The organism is Brevundimonas sp. P2_A6 (genome assembly GCF_056404975.1).
Window position 1 is genome coordinate 988507 of record NZ_JBFUCZ010000001.1, and the last position, 18324, is coordinate 1006830.

Sequence of the window (18324 nt, forward strand, 5' to 3'; positions counted from 1 at the left end):
AAACGCAAATAGTATGATTCCCAAACAGTCCAGAGGTCACTGTTTGACCGGGGCCGTCCTGCCTCCGCCGATGTCGTGACCCTCCAGCGTGTCGAGGAACGCGGCGATTTCTGCGTCCACGGCATCGTTCCCGCTGCCCATATTGTTGAGCGCGATGCGGAGGACCGGCACGCCCGCGCGCTCCAGGGCCTCGAGCACGAAGGGATCTGCGTCGTCGATCGCGACGGCCCCATGGCACCCGTGGGCCCGAGCCTCCTTGACGTGCCAGGCCCCCGACCAGGTCGGCATCCGCAGTTCGTCGCCCATGGTCACGAACCTGGCGGCCAGGGCGCGGATGACGTCGTGCTCACCCTCGAACGACCGCAGATAGCCATCGGCGGCAAGACCCAGATACATGGACCACACGAAGACCGCGCCGTGGCTCTCTTCCCATCGCTGATAGAATCCCGTGTCGCTCCACAGTCCTCGCCCGACCCACATCAGACGCAGTCGCTCGCCGGGGCAGGCGGCCTCGCCGTCAGCGACGCGCTGAGCCACCTCGTCGTAGAATCGCCTGGCCGCATCGCGGGCCCAGACCGTGCCCCGATGCCATTGCGGGACCATGGTCGCGGGCATGGTATCGACGACACCGACGGGCGCGGGATGGGTCCGGGCGATGAGGTCGCGCGTCTTGCGGTAGAAGTCCTCCTGCTCATTGACCAGGTTCATGATCTCCACCAGCCTGGCGCGATCCAGCGTGCGACCGGTCAACGCTTCCAACCGGACGATCTGCTGTTCGATCTGGGCGGCCATCAGCGCCAGCCGTTCGGGTTCCAGCGTCTGTTCCCAGCGCTCGGGCATGTCGTCCCACCAGTCGATGGGAAGGTCGATGCGGCTTTCGATCGAGCGATCGAAGACGAACAGGTCGGCCCCCGTCTCGCTCGCCCAGGCCTCGAAGATCTTGCTGCCCGGGTCGGACCCGGCGATCAGCGAAAGGATCGACGGCGTCGGCAGTCCGCCCCACGGGGCATCCTCGAGGGCGTCGTCGAGCGCCGCCGCCAGACCCTGGGCGCTGTAGGTCTCGACGTGGGCCGGGTAGTCGGCCGCCTTGAGCAGACGTCCGTACTGGCCCGCCTTCTGTTTGGCCGCGACGATGGAGGCCCACCACTGGTTCACCACATAGGGAATGTCGAGCGCGCGCAGGATTTCCTGGGGCGCATCTGCGTTGACCACGGCGAATGGCCCCTCGGCGGCGCGCTCGCGGATGCTGGCGAACCAGTCGCGCTGCCAGGCTCCGAAGTCAGCGGTGCAGTCCAGGGATTTGCGGCTGCGCTTATGATCGCGCTCGGCAGGCTTCGCCTTCAAGGCGGGGCGCGGGGGGGCGGACCGGATTGTCGGTTCGACAGTTTTTCCGGTCGCGAGGAAGCGAGACATGCGATCGGCGGTTTCCGCGTCGATGGGTGCGGTCGGCTTCAGGTCGGCGATCGTCAGGAACGCGATGCCCGCCTGTCCCAGCGCGATGCGGGACGGCTTGATGTCCCAGGGCGCGGCCTCTTCACCCGCCAGGCTGCAGTGAATCACGGCATCGACGCCAAGGGCGAGGGCGCGTCGTGTCAGCGCCGAGGCGCGCCAGCCGGCGGACTGCATGGGACTGGGCCAGTCCGGGGCCTGGCTGCGGAGCGCCACCGCTTCTTCCACGGAGACGTCTTCAGCCAGGGAGGAAGCGATCCAGGGATCGCCCCAGGCGTGGTCCTCCGACACGATGATCGCCCCCAGTGCCTCCATCTGCCGATAGAGGTGCGCTGTCTCGTGCATCGAGCCGGTCAGAAGGACACGGCGGCCGGTCAGCACGGGGGCGCCCTTCACCGCGGCTTCGATGGCGTCCACAAGGCGGTCGGCCTCCAGGGCGGACGATCGGCTGACGGCCCGGATGAGGTCGAGCGCATCGGCTCCGGACAGGCGCGGCTCCGACCCGCTGCGGACCCTGGAGAACAGGTCGGCCAGGCGGGCCTTGAGGGCGTTCTGTTGCAGGCGAGCGGCATTCAGGGCGTGCCCGTCGATCGGGTGGCCGATGGATGTTTCGAGCCAGGTTCGGACGGCCGAAGTGCGAGCCAGATTATAGGTTCGGACCGCCTGATCCCGACCGTGCAGCAGGTCGGCGAATGCGAAAGGCACCGACGGTCCGCGGCCGGTCAGGTGAAGCTCTCGCAGGACCGCGAATACCTGTGCATCTTCAGCGGCCGCATGGGTCAACAGCAATCCGCGCGGCGTAAAGTCGGCGGACTCGATGGCGGCCAGGAGACCTTGTGACCGTGGGCTGAGCCCGGGATGGGGCTGGCCGGCACCCGCATCCCACGGCACGAGCGCCCAGGGGACCAGACCGGCGGCGGCGATCACCTCGCGCGGCGCATCCGGGCCCAGACAGGCGATGGCATGGATCGGCGGAGCGGCGCACGCGGCCAACGCCCCGGCGACGATCTCGGATACCGACATCAGATGGTGCCCGCCGCCCGGAGTTGCGCCAGCCGCTCCGCCGAATAGCCCAGGCCCTCGCCATAGACGCTGTCGTTGTGCTGGCCGATCTCGACCGGCAGGACCTCGTCGAATCCCGTGCGGCATTCGGAGAACTGGATCGGCACCCCGACAGTGCGCAGGGATTCATCGGTCTGGTAGCGGGGATGCTTGACGGCCACGGTCTCACCGCGGGCGACGACGCGGGGGTCCATCATGCCTTCGGATGGATTACGCACGGGGGCCACCGGGACGCCTTCCGCCTCCAGCAGGCGGACCACCTCGGCGGTCGGCAGGCTGCTGGTCCAGGCCTCGATCCGGGCCTCCAGTTCGACTGCGTTGGCGACCCGGCCATCGCGGCTGTTGTAGCGGGGATCCTCGGCGAAGCCCGGCGCGTTCATGACCCGGAACAGGGCGCGGGCGAGGCCCTCGTGCACCGCCACGATCGCGACATAGCCGTCGGCGCAGCGGAAGACACCGAAGGGCGACAGCCGGTGGACGGTCAGGCCGGTGCGCCCCGACATTCCCGCCATCTCCATCGCGCGCCAATTCTCGATGGCAACGAAGGATGTCAGGGCCCCCAGCATCGACACGTCGACGAACTGGCCATGGCCGGTCTTCTGGCGGTGCTGAAGCGCGGCGAGGATTCCGATGACACCGAACACCGGTGCCAGCATGTCGGCCATAGGGATGCCGATCCGCACGGGCGGCGTGCCTTCCTCGCCGCTGGTGTACATGGCGCCGCTCAGGGCCTGGACCAGCACATCCATGGCCTTGGATCCGTCGGAGCCCCCGGCTCCGAAACCGCTGAGGGCGCAATAGATGACGCCGGGATTGGCCGCCCTGGCCGCGTCATAGCCGACGCCCAGCCGGTCCGCCGTCCCGCTGGTGAAGTTCTCGATGACCACGTCGGCGGTTCGCACCAGATCGGCGAAGACCTCGCGCGCCCCGGGGGCCTTCAGGTTCAGGCTGACACCCTTTTTGCCGCGGGCCCTGGTCAAGTGCGAGACCGACAGATCGTCGTCATGCATCCGCATGACCGTCACCCCGTCGCGGCCGACATAGGGACTGTTCTCGCGCGCGAGGTCGCCGCCCTTGGGATCCTCGACCTTGATGATCTCTGCGCCCAGTCCTGCCAGCAGCAGGGTCGCATAGGGCCCGGCCAGTGCGCGCGTCAGATCGATGACGCGGAGACCCTCGAGCGGGCGGGGCGCGGAAGCGGAAGATTGGATCACGGTCATTCCTCGGTGATCGCTTCTCGAACCCTCAGCGGAGGGCCGGTCGATCTGAGGCGATTGAGCCGTGCACACCGCCTTGTGTCAATATTAGTTTCTATTCCATACGGTTTATATATCGCCCGATAGGACCGTCGAGAATCTGCTAGACGGTTCGTGGGCCATGCTGAGGCCCAAAGGAGTGGCTCATGTCCGAACCGATGCTGGCCGAGATGGATCACACGCCGACTTCGGCCGCTCGGTATCTGGGCATCCTGACGCCGTTGCTGGGTTTCCGGATGCGGCGCATCCACAACCACCTGACCCGGTCGTTCAGCGAGCGTCTGGGCGATCAGGCGCTGCGGCCCGGCGGCTTTTCGGCGCTCGGTCTGATGGCGGCCAACCCCGGCATGTCGCAGAAAATGCTGTCCGACGAGCTGGGGCAGGACAAGGCGACCGTCGTCGCGCTGTTAGACGAGCTGGAACGGCGGGGCTGGGCCGAGCGCCGTCGCGACGTGGCCGATCGTCGTCGGCATCATCTGTTCATCACGCCCGACGGTGAAAAAGCCCTGTCCTGGATGGCCAGAGAGGCCATCGCCAACGAGCGCGGCGTGGTGGCGGCCTTGACCGACGACGAGGCGCACACCCTGCTGACCCTGCTCGACAAGGTCTATCGCGGGGCCTTTCCGACCGAACCCTAGACGGCGCTCGTCGGCTCGTTGATGCGGATGGTGCGGCTGGCGAGGGCCAGGAAGACCATCGAGATCAGGAAGATGGCCGACATGACCAGCAACGCCACCTGCAGGCCGGAGGCGGAGGCCTGGCTGCAGGCGGCCGCGACGCTGTCCAGGGCACCTTCGGGAGCCCGACCGCCGGGACAGCTGGCCGTGAAGGCTCCGGTGCCGGTGAAACGCTGGCCCGCCACCGTGTCGCTGATGACACCCGTCAGCAATGGCCCGACCGTGCTGCCGACCACGGTCGCCGCGACCATGAAGACTGCGGCGCCGGTCGCCCGCATCGTGGAGGGGACGATGTTCTGGATGGCGGCATACAGCGGTCCGTTCTTCATGTTGTAGGCCACGGCCGCCGCCAGCAGGAACGGCATGGCCAGACGCGGGTCCGGCGCGCCGAAGGCGACCAGGTAGGCGGCGGCGGCCAGACCGCTGCCCAGGGCGGGCACCAGCACATAGGATCGGCCCCGGCTGTCGGAAAACCTGTCGGCCAGCACGCCGCCCAGCATCGCCCCGACCAGACCTGCGATCCCGGTCATGCCCACGATGCCGCCGGCCTGGGACAGGGTGAAGTCGTGGGTCCGCAACAGGAAGGACACGGTGAACCCCGCGATGCCCGCGTTGGCGATGCCGACAAAGGCTCCGCCGATGAACACGAAGACGAACGCCGGGGTCTTCATCAGCCATCTGAAGTCGGCCCAGAAGGTCGCCGGGCGGCGTTCGGCGGTTTGCGGCGTCGCCTTGCGGGGATCCTTCAGCGTGAACCATACCAGCAGGCTCAGCACGACGCCCGGCAGGCCGAGCAGCAGGAAGGCCGAGCGCCAGCCCCAGGCTTCGGCGACAAAGCCGCCGATCAGGGGGGCCAGGATGGTCGCCAGCGGCGGGGCGGCGCTGACCACGGACATCACCAGACCGCGCTGCCTGGGCGTGAAATAGTCGGCCAGGACCGAATGGCTGATCGGGATGCAGCCGCCCTCGCCGGCACCCACGCCGATCCGATACAGCAGCAGCTGGCCGAAGCTCTGGGCCACACCGCACAGGGCCGTCATGGCTGACCAGACGCCGATGGCGATGGCCAGAAGCCCGGCGCGATTGAAGCGTTCGGCGAACCTCGCCGCCGGAATGCCCGACAGCGAATAGAACAGGGCGAAGGCAGGACCGGTCAGCAGGCCCAACTGCGCATCCGACAGGCCGAGCTCGATCTTGATCGGCTCCTGCAGCACGCCGAGCACGATACGGTCCAGATAGTTGCATACCGTGACCGCCAGCAGCAGAACGATGACGTAGATCTGATAAGGCCGCCAGCCTTTTGCCGGCGCTGCGGATGCGGGAATGTCGATCACGATATGGGTTCCTCCGGCACCTGGGCCCTGCGCCGCTCTGCGTCGGCTGCACCGGAAGGTTGATTGATAAAATCGTTTGTGTCTATGCCTATATCGGTCGTCTCGTCTGATGGTACCGCCCGGATCGGCGGAGCGAAGCAGGGCGATGGAATGGAATTGCTCGAGAGGCCCGACATCCCATGAATACCTCCCGGACCCAGGTCGCGATCATTGGCGCCGGCCCTGCGGGTCTTCTGCTGGGTCATCTTCTCCGCGCGGAGGGCATAGAGGTCGTCATCGTCGAGCGGGCCTCGTCCGCCTATGTCCTGGGGCGCATCCGGGCGGGCGTTCTCGAGGCCACGCTGACCGACTTGCTGCACCGGTTGGGGATCGACACCCGCCTGAACGCCGAGGGCCTGCCGCACGACGGCTTCTACCTGTCGGATGGCGAGAAGCTGATCCGCATTGCGGTCGGCGAACTGACCGGCAAACGGGTCACCGTCTACGGCCAGACCGAGGTCACCCGCGACCTGATGGCGGCCGCCCCCGAGCGCGGGCTGGAGGTCGTCTATCAGGCCGAGGACCTGACGCTGAACGCGATCGAGACCGATACGCCCTATCTGACCTATCACCAGGGTGGCACCGCGCACCGGCTCGATGCCCGCTTCATTTGCGGTTGCGACGGGTTTCACGGACCCTCTCGCAGGTCGATACCGCCGCAGGCGGGCCGCACGTTCGAAAAGGTCTATCCCTTCGGCTGGCTGGGCATCCTCGCCGATGTGCCGCCGTGCGACGACGAGTTGATCTATGCCAACCACCCGCGCGGTTTCGCCCTGGCCTCGATGCGATCCCAAACCCGCAGCCGCTATTACATTCAGGTCCCGTCCAGCGAAGACGTGACCGAATGGTCCGACGAGCGATTGTGGGACGAGCTGACCGTGCGCCTGGGACCCGAGACCGGGTCTCGGATCACCCGCGGACCATCGATCGAGAAATCGATCGCGCCGCTGCGATCCTTTGTTTTCGAACCCATGTCCTATGGATCGCTGTTCCTGGCCGGCGACGCAGCCCACATCGTCCCGCCGACGGGCGCCAAGGGTCTGAACCTGGCGGCGTCGGATGTCGCCTACCTGTCGGAAGCGCTGGCCGGATACTTCAGGCGCAACGACACCGACGGCGTCGCAGGATACTCGGCCCGCGCCCTGGCCCGGGTCTGGAAGTCTGAACGGTTCAGCTGGCAGTTGACCACACTGATGCACCGGTTCCCCAGTTCCGACGCGTTTGATCGCCGCATGCAGCAGGCCGAGCTCGACTACATCGCCGGATCCGAGTCGGCCCGACGAAGCATCGCGGAAAACTACGTCGGCCTGCCGCTCTAGCGACCGACGCGGGGATGGGATGGCGGACAGGGTGGGATTCGAACCCACGGTAGGCTTCCACCTACGGCGGTTTTCAAGACCGCTGCCTTAAACCACTCGGCCACCTGTCCGTCTGGAGAGAGGCCATAGCAGCGCCGACCCCGTTAACCAAAACGGAAATCGTCTGGTCGATCATGTGCACATGATCCCGTCGGCGACCCCTCGCAGAATCGTCAGCTTCGCGACGCTCGGCGCGACGGTTTCGATGCTCGCGGCCTGCGCCAGCACGGGCGCGCCCGACGGGCCTCGCCAGGGGGTCGTGCCCGTGGTCACCGACCCCGCCCCTATCGTGTCGGGCACGATGCGGCCCTACCAGGTGAGGGGGCGCTGGTATCGCCCTTCCGAACAGCCAGGCTACGACGAGGTCGGCATGGCGTCGTGGTACGGAGATCAGTTCAACGGGCGTCCGACCTCGACGGGCGAGCGATTCGACATGCATGCCCTGACGGCGGCGCACAAGACCTTGCCGCTGCCCGGACTGGTGGAGGTTACCAACCTGGCCAACGGACGGACCGTCGTGCTTAGGGTCAATGATCGTGGACCCTTCGTCGACGACCGCATCATCGACCTGTCGCGCGGAGCGGCCGAAGCGCTGGACTTGCTGCAACGGGGCGTGGGCGAGGTGAGGGTACGGTATCTGGGGCGCGCGCCCCGGGTGGGCGGAGGCGCGGTCCTGCAATACGCCCAGGCCGCTCCGCCGCGCGAGGAGCCGGTGGCACCCGCGCTCGCCCCTGCGCCGCCGATGGCCGCCTTCTGGATCCAGGTCGCTGCCTATCCGGCCCAGCCGGACGCGCGGAACACGGCGGGACGTCTGGGCCAAAACGCCCGGGTACAGGCCGCGACCGACAACTCCATGTTCCGTGTTCTGCTGGGGCCCTGGCCCGACGCCAATGTCGCCGAACAGGCACGGCAGTCGGTTGTGGCGCGCGGATTTCGCGACGCCCTGTTGATATCGGCACGATAGAGCCGAAGCGCCCTTGGCCCGGGCGGCGCGCGTCGCCATTGTGCGCCGATGTCACGAGGTCTGTTCATCACATTCGAGGGCGGGGAGGGGACCGGCAAGTCCACCCAGGTCGCCCGTCTGGTCGATCATCTGCGTGCGAGCGGGCGGAAGGTGATTCGTACCCGCGAGCCGGGCGGTTCGCCCGGAGGAGAGGCGATTCGCGACCTGGTGGTGTCCGGCAGCGCCGATCGCTGGTCCGCGCGCACCGAGTTGCTGCTGATGTTCGCGGCGCGCTCTGATCATCTGGAACGGACGATCCAGCCGGCTCTGGAGGCCGGGCAATGGGTGGTGTGCGACCGTTTCGCTGATTCCAGTCGGGCCTATCAGGGTCTGGCGGGCGGCGCGGAAGCGTCTTTTGTAGACATCCTGGATCGCCATGTCGTCGGGCGCGATCAGCCGGATCTGACGCTTATCTTCGACCTGCCGGTCGAGGTCGGCCTGGAGCGTGCCCTGGCCCGCCCGCAGGGCGATACCCGCTTCGAATCCAAGGGTCTGGCGTTCCATCAGAAGCTGAGGGCGGGCTTCATGCAGATCGCGGCCGAGCATCCGGAACGGTGTCGCCTGATCGACGCGACCGGCACGATCGATGCGGTGCAAGCCCGGGTCTGGGCCGCCGTGGAACCGTTCCTGTGACCGCGGTCGAGCCCCGGGACCGGTTTGACCTGGTGCCATCGCCGGAGGCGGAGCGCGCCTTTCTAGACGCCCTGGATCGGGGACGGCTGCACCACGCCTGGCTGCTGTGCGGCCCCGAAGGTCTGGGAAAGGCCACGTTCGCCTATCGGGCCGCGCGCCGTCTGCTGGGCGCGCGGGCGGACCCGGCGCGTGGGGCGTTTGGGGCGTCGCCCGGCGATCCCGTCAGCCAACTGGTGTCGGCCCAGTCCCACCCGGACTTGATGGTGCTTGAGCGGCTGTCGGAGGGGGGCAAGACGAAGAAATCGATCTCCGTCGACCAGGCGCGCGACCTGCCGGAGTTCTTTTCGAAAAGCCCGTCCCAGGCTGCCTATCGCGTGGCCATCGTCGATGCGGCCGACGACCTTAATCCCAATGCCGCCAATGCCTTGTTGAAGACTCTGGAAGAGCCGCCGGAACGCGGTGTGCTGTTTCTGGTCAGCCACGCGCCGGGCCGGTTGCTGGCCACCATCCGGTCGCGCTGTCGGCGCCTGTCCTTCGCGCCCTGGACCGACGAAGCCGTTGCGACGCTGGTCTCGCGCCAAACCGATCTGGAAGGCGACGAAGCGGCCAGGATTGCGGTCATGGCGCGCGGGTCACCGGGCGCGGCCCTGTCGCTGGCGACCGAGGCCAATCTGGCGCTCGATCGCCTGGCCCGACGCTGGGTGGATGAACCCACTCTGGACCGTGCCGAACAAATGGCCATGTCCGACACCTTTCGCGGGGCGGTCGGGCAGGGCAGGTTCGAGGCCTTGATGGACCGGCTGACGGCGGCGGTGAGGGCCCGATCGCTGGAGACGGCGGGCGGGGCCGCCTGGGCCGACCTGTGGACACGGCTGAGCGACCTGCCGGAGCGTGCCGCCGCCGTGAACCTGGACCGGGCAGACGTTCTGACCGGGGCGCTGGCCGACCTGGCTCGGGTCAAGGCGATGGTCCATCGATGAGCGCGTCATGCTGATCGACAGCCATGTGAACCTTCACGCGCCTCAATTCGACGCGGATCGCGACGCCGTCATCGAGCGTGCCCGGGCGTCGGGCGTGGGCATGATGGTCGAGATATCGGATTCGCTGGCGACGTTCGAGGCGACCCACGGTCTGGCCAGGGCGCATCCGGACATCTGGTGTACGGTCGGGGCGCATCCGCACGAGGCACGCCATCATCTGGAGATGACGGCCGACGATCTGGTCACCCTGGCGGCGCGGCCGAGGGTGGTCGGGATCGGAGAGTGCGGACTGGATTTTCACTACGACCTCAGCCCGCGCGATCAGCAGGAGGCCGTGTTCCGCCAACATATCGCGGCGGCGCGCCGGACCGGTCTGCCGCTGGTCGTTCATACGCGAGAGGCCGACGAGCGAATGGGGGCGATCCTGGCCGAAGAACAAGGGCAGGGCCCGTTCCGGTTCTTGATGCACTGCTATACAAGCGGAGCCGAATTAGCCCAAAAGGCTGTTGAAATGGGGGCCTGGTTCTCGGTTTCGGGTATCGCCACTTTCAAGGCTGCGGAGGATGTCCGCGAGGTCATCCGGTCCATGCCGGCGGACCGGATCATCGTCGAGACGGACTGTCCCTATCTGGCCCCGGTGCCCCATCGTGGCCGCCGCAACGAGCCGGCCTACGTCGGCCACGTGCTTCAGGCCCTGGCGGACATCCGGGGCTGGACGGTGGAGGAGGCGGACACACGCACCACCGATGCGTTCTTCACCCTGTTCGACCGTATCCCGAGGCCGGCATGAGCGCGCTGGATGTCACCATTCTGGGATGCGGGTCATCCGGCGGGGTGCCGCGGGGGGACGGCGACTGGGGCAGTTGCGACCCGACCGACCCCAGGAACCTGCGCTCGCGTTGTTCGATGCTGGCGCGCCGCACGGGGCCCGATGGGGAAACCGCTGTCCTGATCGATACCTCGCCGGACCTGCGTCAACAGATGCTGGCCGCGCGGGCCAGCCGCGTCGATGCCGTCTTGATCACTCACGACCATGCGGATCAGACCCACGGGATAGACGACTTGCGCGTCTTCGCCTTGCGGCGTCGCCAGCGGATCCCATGCTGGATGGACGCGGCGACGCGGGAGGCGCTCACTCACCGGTTCGACTACATCTTCGAGACCAAGCAGGGATATCCGGCCATTCTGGAAGCGCGTGACCTTCCCATTCATGGCACGCCGTGGCGGATCGACGGGCCGGGAGGGTCGGTGCCGGTCGTGACCTTCGATCAGGGCCATGGCCCCATCCGCTCGGTGGGCTACCGGCTGGGTGGCGTCAGCTATTCGAGCGACGTGGATGCACTGAGCGACGAGGCCTTGCGGGCCGTTGCGGGATCGGAGCTATGGATCATCGATGCGCTGCGCTGGAACCGTCATCCAACGCACGCCCATGTGGACCAGGCCTTGGAATGGATAGCGGCGGCCGATGTCGGAACGGCCGTCCTGACCAACTTGCATATAGACCTTGATTACAAGGCATTGTCCGCGCTGGTTCCGCCAGGCGTAGAGATCGCTCACGACGGCTGGTCACGACCGGTTTCCCTCTGACATGGCACGATTTCGCATAATATATCTTAGGCGATAAAAGGAAACGCCCTCATGGCCGGTCTCAAGGACAAACGCGGCTTCATCGACAAGGACCGGCTGGACCTGTCCGAACGACAGGCCGTCGAATACTGGATGAAGCGCTGGGGAGTCACCCGCGACCAGATCACCGCCGCGCACAGGAAGGCCGGCCGCATGGTCAAGGACATCGCCGCCGAGCTGGGCAAGAAGCGCTGAGCTAGGCGACCACGCCGAACAGATGGCCGATCCCTGCCGTCACGGCCAGCGCGATACCACCCCAGAAGACGACCCGCGCCACCGGCCGGACCAAGCCCGCGCCGCCAGCCGCCGCGCCGAGGCCACCGAGGACCGCCAGAAAGATCAGCGACGAGCCCGCGACGACCGCCATGAGCCAGGCGGTCGGCGTCACTACAACGGCCAGCAACGGCGCCGCAGCCCCCGCCGTGAACGTCGCGGCAGACGTGACGGCCGCCTGGATCGGACGAGCCGTCGTGAACGAGGAAATTCCGAGCTCGTCCCTGGCATGCGCCGCCAGGGCATCGTGCTGCATCAGTTGTTCAGCGACCCTGTCGGCCAAGTCCGGCGTCAGGCCCCGGTCCACATAGATCTGGCTGAGTTCGCGTCGTTCCGCCTCCGGCGAGGCCGCCAGCTCGGCGCGCTCCTTGGCCAGGTCCGCCTTTTCGGTATCGGATTGCGAGCTGACGGAGACATACTCGCCAGCCGCCATCGACAGCGCCCCGGCGACCAGGCCGGCGACCCCGGCCACCAGGATCGCGGATTTCGACGAGCCGGCGGCGGCCACGCCCATGATGAGGCTTGCGGTCGAGACGATGCCGTCATTCGCACCCAGCACGGCCGCCCGCAACCAGCCGACACGCGAGATGACATGACCTTCGAGATGCGACCGGTTCATCTCGGTACTGAGCGCCCTGCTGCCGTCGCGCGCAAGGCCCCTCCGTCAGATGTGGATCACGCGCCCGTAGGCGTCCAGCGCGGCCTCATGCATGGCCTCGGACATGGTCGGATGCGGATAGACGATGCCGTGGATGTCTTCCTCGGTGGCTTCCATCGTGATGGCGGTGACATAGCCCTGGATCATCTCGGTGACCTCGGCCCCGATCATGTGGGCCCCGATCAGGGCTCCGGTCTTGGCGTCGAACACCGTCTTGACGAAGCCCTCGGTGTCGCCCGACGCGATGGCCTTGCCGTTCACCTTGAAGGGGAAGCGGCCGATCCTGACCTCGCGCTTGGCTTCCCGGGCCGCCTGCTCCGTCACCCCGACCGAGGCGACCTGCGGCTGGGCATAGGTGCAGCCGGCGATGGGCGAGACGACGTTCGGCGACTTGAAGCCGGCGATGTATTCCGCGGCGTGGATGCCCTCGTGTGACGCCTTGTGCGCAAGCCAGGGCGCGCCGGCGCAGTCGCCGATGGCGTACAGGCCCATCACGTTGGTGGCGCAATGGCCGTCGATGTCGATGTGGCCCCGGTCCATCTTGACCCCCAGCGCCTCCAGCCCGATGCCGTCCGTGTTGGCGGTGATGCCGACAGCCGAGATGCAGACCTCGGCCTCGAGCGTTTCGGCCTTGCCACCGGCCTCGATGGCGACCTGGACGCCCTTCCCGCTCTTGGACACCTTGGTGACCTTGCAGCCGGTGCGGAACTTCATGCCGCGCTTCTCGAAGGCCTTCTGCGCGGCCTTGGAGACCTCTTCGTCCTCGACAGGCATGATGCGATCGACCGCTTCCACGACCGTAACATCCGCGCCCAAGGCTCTGTAGAAGCTGCCGAATTCAATACCGATGGCACCCGAACCGATGACCACGATCGACTTCGGCATCGACTTGGGCGCCATGGCCTCGCGGTAGGCCCAGATGCGGTCGCCGTCGGCCTCCAGGCCGATCTGCGGAATGGCCTTGGCGCGGGCTCCGACGGCCAGCATGACCGCACTGGCCTCGACCGTGCGCGATCCCCCGGCCTTCAGGGCGATGACGACCTTGGGCACCGCGGTGCCCTTCTCCAGCTTCGCCGTGCCCTCGATGACCTCGATCTTGTTCTTCTTCATCAGGAAGCCGACGCCCTGATTGAGCTGTTTGGCGACGCCGCGCGAGCGGGCGATGATGGCGTCGAAGTCGAAGCCGACCTTTTCGGCCGACAGGCCGTAGTCCTTCAGGTGGCTCAGGCTCTCGTACTTCTCGCCCGACTTCAGCAGGGCCTTGGTGGGGATACAGCCCCAGTTCAGACAGATACCGCCCAGATTCTCGCGCTCGACGATGGCGACCTTGAGGCCCAGCTGGCTGGCGCGGATCGCGGCGACATAGCCGCCTGGGCCCGAGCCGATGACGATAAGATCGATTGGGTCAGCCATTCTGGATCAGCTTCTCGATATCCGGCACGATGGCCGCGGGTTCGACCTGGGGGGCGTAGCGGGCGACCGCCCTGCCCTCCCGGTCGGTCAGGAATTTGGTGAAGTTCCACTTGATGTCGCGACTGCCCAGGAAACCCTTCTTCTGCTCGGTCAGCCAGGCATAGAGCGGGTGGCGATGGGGGCCGTTGACCTCGACCTTGTCGAACAGCGGGAAATCGACGTCGTAGGTCGTGCTGCAGAACGACGCGATCTCGGCCGCCTTGCCGGGCTCCTGCCCGCCGAACTGGTTGCAGGGGAAACCCAGCACCTCGAACGGCTGGTCGGCGTATTGCCGGTGCAAAGCTTCCAGCCCGGCATACTGGCCGGTGAAGCCGCACTTCGACGCCGTGTTGACGATCAGCAACGCCTTGCCGCGAAACCGCTCCAGCGGTACTTCGCTACCGTCGATGCCGGTGGCGGCGAAATCATAGACGGTGCTCATGCGCGTCAGGCCAGCATGGTGACGGGGTCTTCGATCAGCGGCTTGAACGCCTGAAGGAAGCGCGCGCCGGTCGCGCCGTCCACCACGCGGTGATCGCAGGTCAGGGTGACGGTCATGACGGTGGCGACGGCCAGCTGGCCGTTCCTGACGACCGGCCGCTGTTCGCCCGCCCCGACGCTCATGATCGCGCCCTGGGGCTCGTTGATGATCGAGCTGAACGATTTGATGCCGAACATGCCCAGGTTCGAGACGCTGAAGGTGCCGCCCTGGAACTCCTCGGGCTTCAGCTTCTTGTCGCGGGCGCGCTTGGCGAGATCCTTCGATTCGACAGCGATCTGCGACAGGGACTTGGTCTCGGCCTTGAAGATGATCGGGGTGATCAGGCCGCCGTCGATCGCGACCGCCATGGCAACATCGGCATGATGATGCATGGCGATGCCCTCGGGGCTGTAGCTCGCGTTGGCCTCGGGCACGAGCTTCAGCGCCAGGGCGGCGGCCTTGATGACGAAGTCGTTGACCGAGACCTTGATGCCCTTGGGCTCCAGCGCGGCGTTGACCTTGGCGCGGGCGGCCAGCAGGGCGTCGATCTCGCAGTCGATGAACAGCGGGAAATGCGGCACGTTCTGGATCGAGCCGACCATGCGGCGCGCGATCGCCTTTCGCATGCCGTCCAGCGGGATCAGGTCGTAGCTGCCGTCGGGGATGCCCATGTCGGACAGCGACTGGACCTTGCGCGCCTCTATGCCGGAGGCGGCCGCCGTCGCAGGAGCCGCGGCCGGACGCGCGCCGCCCTTGCCGGCGGCCTCGACGTCGGCGCGAACGATACGGCCGTGTGGACCGGTGCCCTTCAGCGAGGACAAGTCCAGGCCAGCCTGCTGCGCCAGCCGGCGCGCCAGGGGCGAGGCGAAGACGCGCTGACCGGAAGCAGGGTTCGATGCGGGCTTGGCGCTTGCGGGCGGCAGAGTGGCTTCAGCGGATTTGATGCCCTGAGGGGTCGCGACGGCATCGCCGCTTTCGTGTCCCGCTGGGGCCGGCTTGGCGTCCGCCTTGGGCGCCGCAGCCTTGGGGGCCGGAGCGGCGCTGCCCCCCTCCTCCGCCAGACGCGCGATCGGCGTGTTGACCTTCACGCCCTCGGACCCTTCGGCCACAAGGATGTCGGTGATCGTGCCCTCGTCGACGGCCTCGACCTCCATGGTCGCCTTGTCGGTCTCGATCTCGGCGATGACGTCGCCGGCCTTGACCACGTCTCCGGCCTTGACGTGCCATTTGGCCAGGACCCCCTCTTCCATCGTGGGCGACAGGGCGGGCATCAGGATATCGGTCATGCCATCACCGCCTTGACGGCCTTCACGATCTTGTCGACGCCGGGCAATGACAGGATTTCCAGGTTGGCGGCATAGGGCAGCGGCACGTCTTCCTGGTGCACCCGCAGCGGCGGCGCATCCAGGTAGTCGAAGGCGTGTTCGATCACCCGGGCCACGACCTCGGCGCCGACGCCCATGGGACCCCAGCCTTCCTCGGCCGAGACCAGGCGGCTGGTTTTCTTGACGCTCTCGACGATGGTCTCGTGATCCAGCGGGCGTAGGGTCCGCAGATCGATGACCTCGACGCTGATGCCCTCGGCTTCAAGCTGTTCGGCGGCCTGCAGGGCGAAGCCGACCATGCGGGCATGGGCCGTGATGGTGACGTCCGTGCCTTCGCGGCGGACCTTGGCCTTGCCGATTGGGACCAGATAGTCCTCGACGTCGGGCACATCGAACTCGATGCCGTACATCATCTCGTGCTCGAGGAAGACGACGGGGTTCGGATCGCGAATGGCGGACTTCAGCAGGCCCTTGGCATCAGCGGCGTCATAGGGGGCCACAACCTTGAGGCCTGGCACCTGGGCATACCAGGCGGAATAGTCCTGGCTGTGCTGGGCACCGACGCGCGACGCCGCGCCGTTCGGACCCCGGAACACGATGGGGGCCCGGATCTGACCGCCGGACATATACAGCGTCTTGGCGGCCGAGTTGATGATGTGGTCGATCGCCTGCATGGCGAAGTTGAAGGTCATGAACTCGACGATGGGCTTCAGGCCCGCCATCGCCGCGCCGACGCCGAGGCCTGCGAAGCCGTGCTCGGTGATCGGGGTGTCGACGACGCGCTTGTCACCAAACTCCTGCAGCAGCTCGCGGCTGACCTTGTAGGCCCCCTGGTACTGGGCGACTTCCTCGCCGATCAGGAAGACGGCCTCGTCGCGGCGCATCTCCTCGGCCATGGCGTCGCGCAGGGCGTCGCGCACGGTCGTCTTGACCAGCTTGGCGTCGGCGGGGATTTCGGGGTCGCGCAGGGCAGGCTTCGGCGTCGGCGTGCCGGTCTGGGCCGGCACCTTTTCCGATTCGCCCGACTTGGCCTCGGAGGCTTCGGGCTTAGCGACCGGCGCGTCGACCGAGGCCGCCCTGGATGCGGGAGCGGCCGCGCCGTCCTCGCCCGCCATGCGCGCGATCGGGGTGTTGACCTTCACCCCCGCTGAGCCCTCGGCCACAAGGATTTCGGCGATCTCGCCTTCATCCACCGCCTCGACCTCCATGGTCGCCTTGTCGGTCTCGATCTCGGCGATCACGTCGCCCGCCTTGACGGTGTCGCCCGCCTTCACGTGCCACTTGGTCAGGGTGCCCTCTTCCATCGTGGGCGACAGCGCCGGCATCAGGATGTCGGTCATTAAGAATTGCCCCCCACAAGCGCCCACTGCCCTTTGCCGACAGTGTTAGAGAGCGCGACCTTGCCTTCTTTGCTGAGCGATAAAGCAGCCCAGCGCATATCGTATTGCCAAGTGTAAAACAGCGGAGTGCCTTCGAGTTCTTTGCCGTGGAGCCGCCAAATTTCCTTGGCGATATCGATGATTCTTGCAGGCTTGCCGATGTTTCGGAGGGCTTCGACCACCCAATCCTTCAGATGGTGACGAGAGACGGCTGTCACGCTGCGGTCTCCACATACACGTCGGTATAGAGCTCGGACGGATCCGGTTCCGGGCTTTCCTGGGCGAACTGGACGGCCTCGGCGACGATGGCCTTCACCTCGGCGTCGATGGCTTTCAGCTCGTCCTCGGTGGCCTTGGCCTGCTCCAGCAGCATCTTGACGTGGTCGATGGGGTCGCGTGTCTTCTTGACCTCGTCGACCTCTTCCTTGGTGCGGTATTTGGCCGGGTCGGACATCGAGTGCCCGCGATAGCGATAGGTCTTCACCTCCAGGATGAACGGCCCCTCGCCGGCCCGCGCGCGCATGACCGCCCGCTCGACCGCGTCCTTGACCGCCAGCACGTCCATGCCGTCGACCAGTTCGCCCGGGATGCCGAAGCTGGCCCCGCGATGCGCCAGATCGGTCGTCGAGGACGAGCGTTCGATGCTGGTCCCCATGGCGTACTGGTTGTTCTCGATGATGTAGATGGCCGGCAGCTTCCACAGCTGGGCCATGTTGAAGCTTTCGTAGACCTGGCCCTGGTTGGCCGCGCCGTCGCCGAAATAGATGAAGGCGACCGAATCATCGCCGCGGTATTTGCCCGCGAACGCCAGACCGGTCCCCAGCGCGACCTGCGCCCCGACGATGCCGTGACCGCCATAGAAGCCGGTCGGCACGTCGAACATGTGCATCGACCCGCCCTTGCCCTTGGACGATCCGCCGGAGCGCCCGGTCAGCTCGGCCATGACCTCCTTGGGGTCCATGCCCGCCGCCAGCATGTGGCCGTGGTCGCGGTAGCCGGTGATGATCTTGTCGTGGCCCTGTTTGACGTTGGCTTGAACGCCCACGGCCACGGCTTCCTGGCCGATGTACAGATGGCAGAACCCGCCGATCAGACCCATGCCGTACAGCTGCCCTGCCCGCTCCTCGAAGCGGCGGATCAGTACCATCTCGCGATAGTAGGCGAGCAGCTCGTCCTTGGTCGCGGTGGGGGCGTTGGGGATCTTGGCCGAGGCCTTTGATTCCGTGGTCTTCTGGGCGGCTCTCGCCATCCGGCATCTCCCGGGTATGAGCCCCTGGGCGATACGCGCCGCCGGAGCCTCTTCTCGTTACGGAAAGCGGCTGTAGCAGCCTTCGTTCCC

Annotated in this window: 18 protein-coding genes and 1 tRNA gene; 8 read left to right on the forward strand and 11 right to left on the reverse strand. The window is 66.9% G+C overall.

Annotated features, from left to right (window positions below; all coding sequences use genetic code 11):
* Positions 1 to 36 precede the first annotated feature (36 nt).
* Together AC1DW4_RS05015 and AC1DW4_RS05020 are read right to left on the reverse strand one after the other, a co-directional pair.
* The gene (locus AC1DW4_RS05015; RefSeq protein ID WP_477016125.1) at positions 37 to 2472 is read right to left on the reverse strand and encodes a 2-hydroxyacyl-CoA dehydratase; all 2436 of its coding nucleotides are present in this window, start codon (positions 2470 to 2472) and stop codon (positions 37 to 39) included.
* The gene (locus AC1DW4_RS05020; protein ID WP_477016126.1) at positions 2472 to 3725 is read right to left on the reverse strand and encodes a CaiB/BaiF CoA transferase family protein; all 1254 of its coding nucleotides are present in this window, start codon (positions 3723 to 3725) and stop codon (positions 2472 to 2474) included. Before AC1DW4_RS05020 ends, AC1DW4_RS05015 begins: the two co-directional genes overlap by 1 nt.
* Before the next feature lie 188 nt (positions 3726 to 3913).
* Here AC1DW4_RS05020 and AC1DW4_RS05025 point away from each other — a divergent pair, with 188 nt between their 5' ends.
* A complete protein-coding gene (locus AC1DW4_RS05025; RefSeq protein WP_477016127.1) occupies positions 3914 to 4405 on the forward strand; it encodes a MarR family winged helix-turn-helix transcriptional regulator in 492 nt (163 codons plus the stop codon).
* Here AC1DW4_RS05025 and AC1DW4_RS05030 read toward each other — a convergent pair.
* The gene (locus tag AC1DW4_RS05030; protein ID WP_477016128.1) at positions 4402 to 5778 is read right to left on the reverse strand and encodes a spinster family MFS transporter; all 1377 of its coding nucleotides are present in this window, start codon (positions 5776 to 5778) and stop codon (positions 4402 to 4404) included. The genes AC1DW4_RS05025 and AC1DW4_RS05030 overlap by 4 nt on opposite strands.
* A 179-nt stretch (positions 5779 to 5957) precedes the next feature.
* Here AC1DW4_RS05030 and pobA point away from each other — a divergent pair, with 179 nt between their 5' ends.
* Entirely contained in the window at positions 5958 to 7136 is a 1179-nt protein-coding gene (pobA, locus tag AC1DW4_RS05035) for a 4-hydroxybenzoate 3-monooxygenase (RefSeq protein ID WP_477016129.1), read from the forward strand.
* 20 nt (positions 7137 to 7156) lie between these two features.
* On the opposite strand, the gene AC1DW4_RS05040 is transcribed toward pobA, so the two are convergent.
* Positions 7157 to 7246, reverse strand: a tRNA-Ser gene (locus AC1DW4_RS05040).
* A 134-nt stretch (positions 7247 to 7380) separates the two neighbouring features.
* Between AC1DW4_RS05040 and AC1DW4_RS05045 the strand changes: the two genes are divergently transcribed.
* The 6 genes from AC1DW4_RS05045 to AC1DW4_RS05070 are packed head-to-tail and all read left to right on the forward strand — an operon-like array spanning position 7381 to position 11612.
* The gene (locus tag AC1DW4_RS05045) at positions 7381 to 8139 is read left to right on the forward strand and encodes a septal ring lytic transglycosylase RlpA family protein (RefSeq protein WP_477016130.1); all 759 of its coding nucleotides are present in this window, start codon (positions 7381 to 7383) and stop codon (positions 8137 to 8139) included.
* Positions 8140 to 8187: 48 nt separating this feature from the next.
* Positions 8188 to 8811, forward strand: coding sequence for a dTMP kinase (gene tmk / locus AC1DW4_RS05050; RefSeq protein WP_477016131.1), 624 nt, complete (start codon positions 8188 to 8190; stop codon positions 8809 to 8811).
* On the forward strand, positions 8808 to 9791 hold the full coding sequence (locus tag AC1DW4_RS05055; RefSeq protein WP_477016132.1) for a DNA polymerase III subunit delta': 984 nt from the start codon (positions 8808 to 8810) through the stop codon (positions 9789 to 9791). The genes tmk and AC1DW4_RS05055 overlap by 4 nt, the downstream gene beginning before the upstream one ends.
* Before the next feature lie 7 nt (positions 9792 to 9798).
* Complete coding sequence (locus tag AC1DW4_RS05060; protein WP_477016133.1) at positions 9799 to 10581, forward strand: TatD family hydrolase; 783 nt, start codon at positions 9799 to 9801, stop codon at positions 10579 to 10581.
* On the forward strand, positions 10578 to 11378 hold the full coding sequence (locus AC1DW4_RS05065; protein WP_477016134.1) for an MBL fold metallo-hydrolase: 801 nt from the start codon (positions 10578 to 10580) through the stop codon (positions 11376 to 11378). Before AC1DW4_RS05060 ends, AC1DW4_RS05065 begins: the two co-directional genes overlap by 4 nt.
* 51 nt (positions 11379 to 11429) lie before the next feature.
* Complete coding sequence (locus tag AC1DW4_RS05070; protein WP_013269402.1) at positions 11430 to 11612, forward strand: DUF3606 domain-containing protein; 183 nt, start codon at positions 11430 to 11432, stop codon at positions 11610 to 11612.
* Position 11613: 1 nt separating this feature from the next.
* Here the strand turns inward: AC1DW4_RS05070 and AC1DW4_RS05075 are convergent, their stop codons facing one another.
* Genes AC1DW4_RS05075 through pdhA form a run of 7 tightly spaced genes read right to left on the reverse strand, consistent with a single transcriptional unit; the run spans position 11614 to position 18234 of the window.
* The gene (locus AC1DW4_RS05075) at positions 11614 to 12309 is read right to left on the reverse strand and encodes a VIT1/CCC1 transporter family protein (protein ID WP_477016135.1); all 696 of its coding nucleotides are present in this window, start codon (positions 12307 to 12309) and stop codon (positions 11614 to 11616) included.
* Positions 12310 to 12354: 45 nt separating this feature from the next.
* The gene (gene lpdA, locus AC1DW4_RS05080) at positions 12355 to 13761 is read right to left on the reverse strand and encodes a dihydrolipoyl dehydrogenase (RefSeq protein ID WP_477016136.1); all 1407 of its coding nucleotides are present in this window, start codon (positions 13759 to 13761) and stop codon (positions 12355 to 12357) included.
* Positions 13754 to 14242: a glutathione peroxidase gene (locus AC1DW4_RS05085; RefSeq protein ID WP_477016137.1), complete on the reverse strand. Its 489-nt coding sequence runs from the start codon at positions 14240 to 14242 to the stop codon at positions 13754 to 13756. The genes lpdA and AC1DW4_RS05085 overlap by 8 nt, the downstream gene beginning before the upstream one ends.
* Before the next feature lie 5 nt (positions 14243 to 14247).
* Positions 14248 to 15567 carry a pyruvate dehydrogenase complex dihydrolipoamide acetyltransferase gene (locus tag AC1DW4_RS05090; RefSeq protein ID WP_477016138.1) on the reverse strand — a complete coding sequence of 440 codons (1320 nt, stop codon included), beginning with the start codon at positions 15565 to 15567 and terminating at the stop codon, positions 14248 to 14250.
* Entirely contained in the window at positions 15564 to 16946 is a 1383-nt protein-coding gene (locus tag AC1DW4_RS05095) for a pyruvate dehydrogenase complex E1 component subunit beta (RefSeq protein WP_477016139.1), read from the reverse strand. The genes AC1DW4_RS05090 and AC1DW4_RS05095 overlap by 4 nt, the downstream gene beginning before the upstream one ends.
* Entirely contained in the window at positions 16946 to 17203 is a 258-nt protein-coding gene (locus tag AC1DW4_RS05100; protein WP_477016140.1) for a hypothetical protein, read from the reverse strand. Before AC1DW4_RS05100 ends, AC1DW4_RS05095 begins: the two co-directional genes overlap by 1 nt.
* Positions 17200 to 18234 carry a pyruvate dehydrogenase (acetyl-transferring) E1 component subunit alpha gene (gene pdhA / locus AC1DW4_RS05105; RefSeq protein ID WP_477016141.1) on the reverse strand — a complete coding sequence of 345 codons (1035 nt, stop codon included), beginning with the start codon at positions 18232 to 18234 and terminating at the stop codon, positions 17200 to 17202. The genes AC1DW4_RS05100 and pdhA overlap by 4 nt, the downstream gene beginning before the upstream one ends.
* Positions 18235 to 18324 lie beyond the last annotated feature (90 nt).

Excerpts from the sequence above, each read along its gene's own strand:
- AC1DW4_RS05090 (WP_477016138.1), bottom strand. The coding sequence starts at position 15,567 with ATGACCGATATCCTGATGCCCGCCCTGTCGCCCACGATGGAAGAGGGG.
- pdhA (WP_477016141.1), bottom strand. The coding sequence starts at position 18,234 with ATGGCGAGAGCCGCCCAGAAGACCACGGAATCAAAGGCCTCGGCCAAG.
- AC1DW4_RS05085 (WP_477016137.1), bottom strand. The coding sequence starts at position 14,242 with ATGAGCACCGTCTATGATTTCGCCGCCACCGGCATCGACGGTAGCGAA.
- AC1DW4_RS05060 (WP_477016133.1), top strand. The coding sequence starts at position 9,799 with ATGCTGATCGACAGCCATGTGAACCTTCACGCGCCTCAATTCGACGCG.
- AC1DW4_RS05025 (WP_477016127.1), top strand. The coding sequence starts at position 3,914 with ATGTCCGAACCGATGCTGGCCGAGATGGATCACACGCCGACTTCGGCC.
- lpdA (WP_477016136.1), bottom strand. The coding sequence starts at position 13,761 with ATGGCTGACCCAATCGATCTTATCGTCATCGGCTCGGGCCCAGGCGGC.
- AC1DW4_RS05015 (WP_477016125.1), bottom strand. The coding sequence starts at position 2,472 with ATGTCGGTATCCGAGATCGTCGCCGGGGCGTTGGCCGCGTGCGCCGCT.
- AC1DW4_RS05045 (WP_477016130.1), top strand. The coding sequence starts at position 7,381 with ATGCTCGCGGCCTGCGCCAGCACGGGCGCGCCCGACGGGCCTCGCCAG.
- AC1DW4_RS05065 (WP_477016134.1), top strand. The coding sequence starts at position 10,578 with ATGAGCGCGCTGGATGTCACCATTCTGGGATGCGGGTCATCCGGCGGG.
- AC1DW4_RS05095 (WP_477016139.1), bottom strand. The coding sequence starts at position 16,946 with ATGACCGACATCCTGATGCCGGCGCTGTCGCCCACGATGGAAGAGGGC.
- AC1DW4_RS05075 (WP_477016135.1), bottom strand. The coding sequence starts at position 12,309 with ATGAACCGGTCGCATCTCGAAGGTCATGTCATCTCGCGTGTCGGCTGG.
- AC1DW4_RS05070 (WP_013269402.1), top strand. The coding sequence starts at position 11,430 with ATGGCCGGTCTCAAGGACAAACGCGGCTTCATCGACAAGGACCGGCTG.
- pobA (WP_477016129.1), top strand. The coding sequence starts at position 5,958 with ATGAATACCTCCCGGACCCAGGTCGCGATCATTGGCGCCGGCCCTGCG.
- tmk (WP_477016131.1), top strand. The coding sequence starts at position 8,188 with ATGTCACGAGGTCTGTTCATCACATTCGAGGGCGGGGAGGGGACCGGC.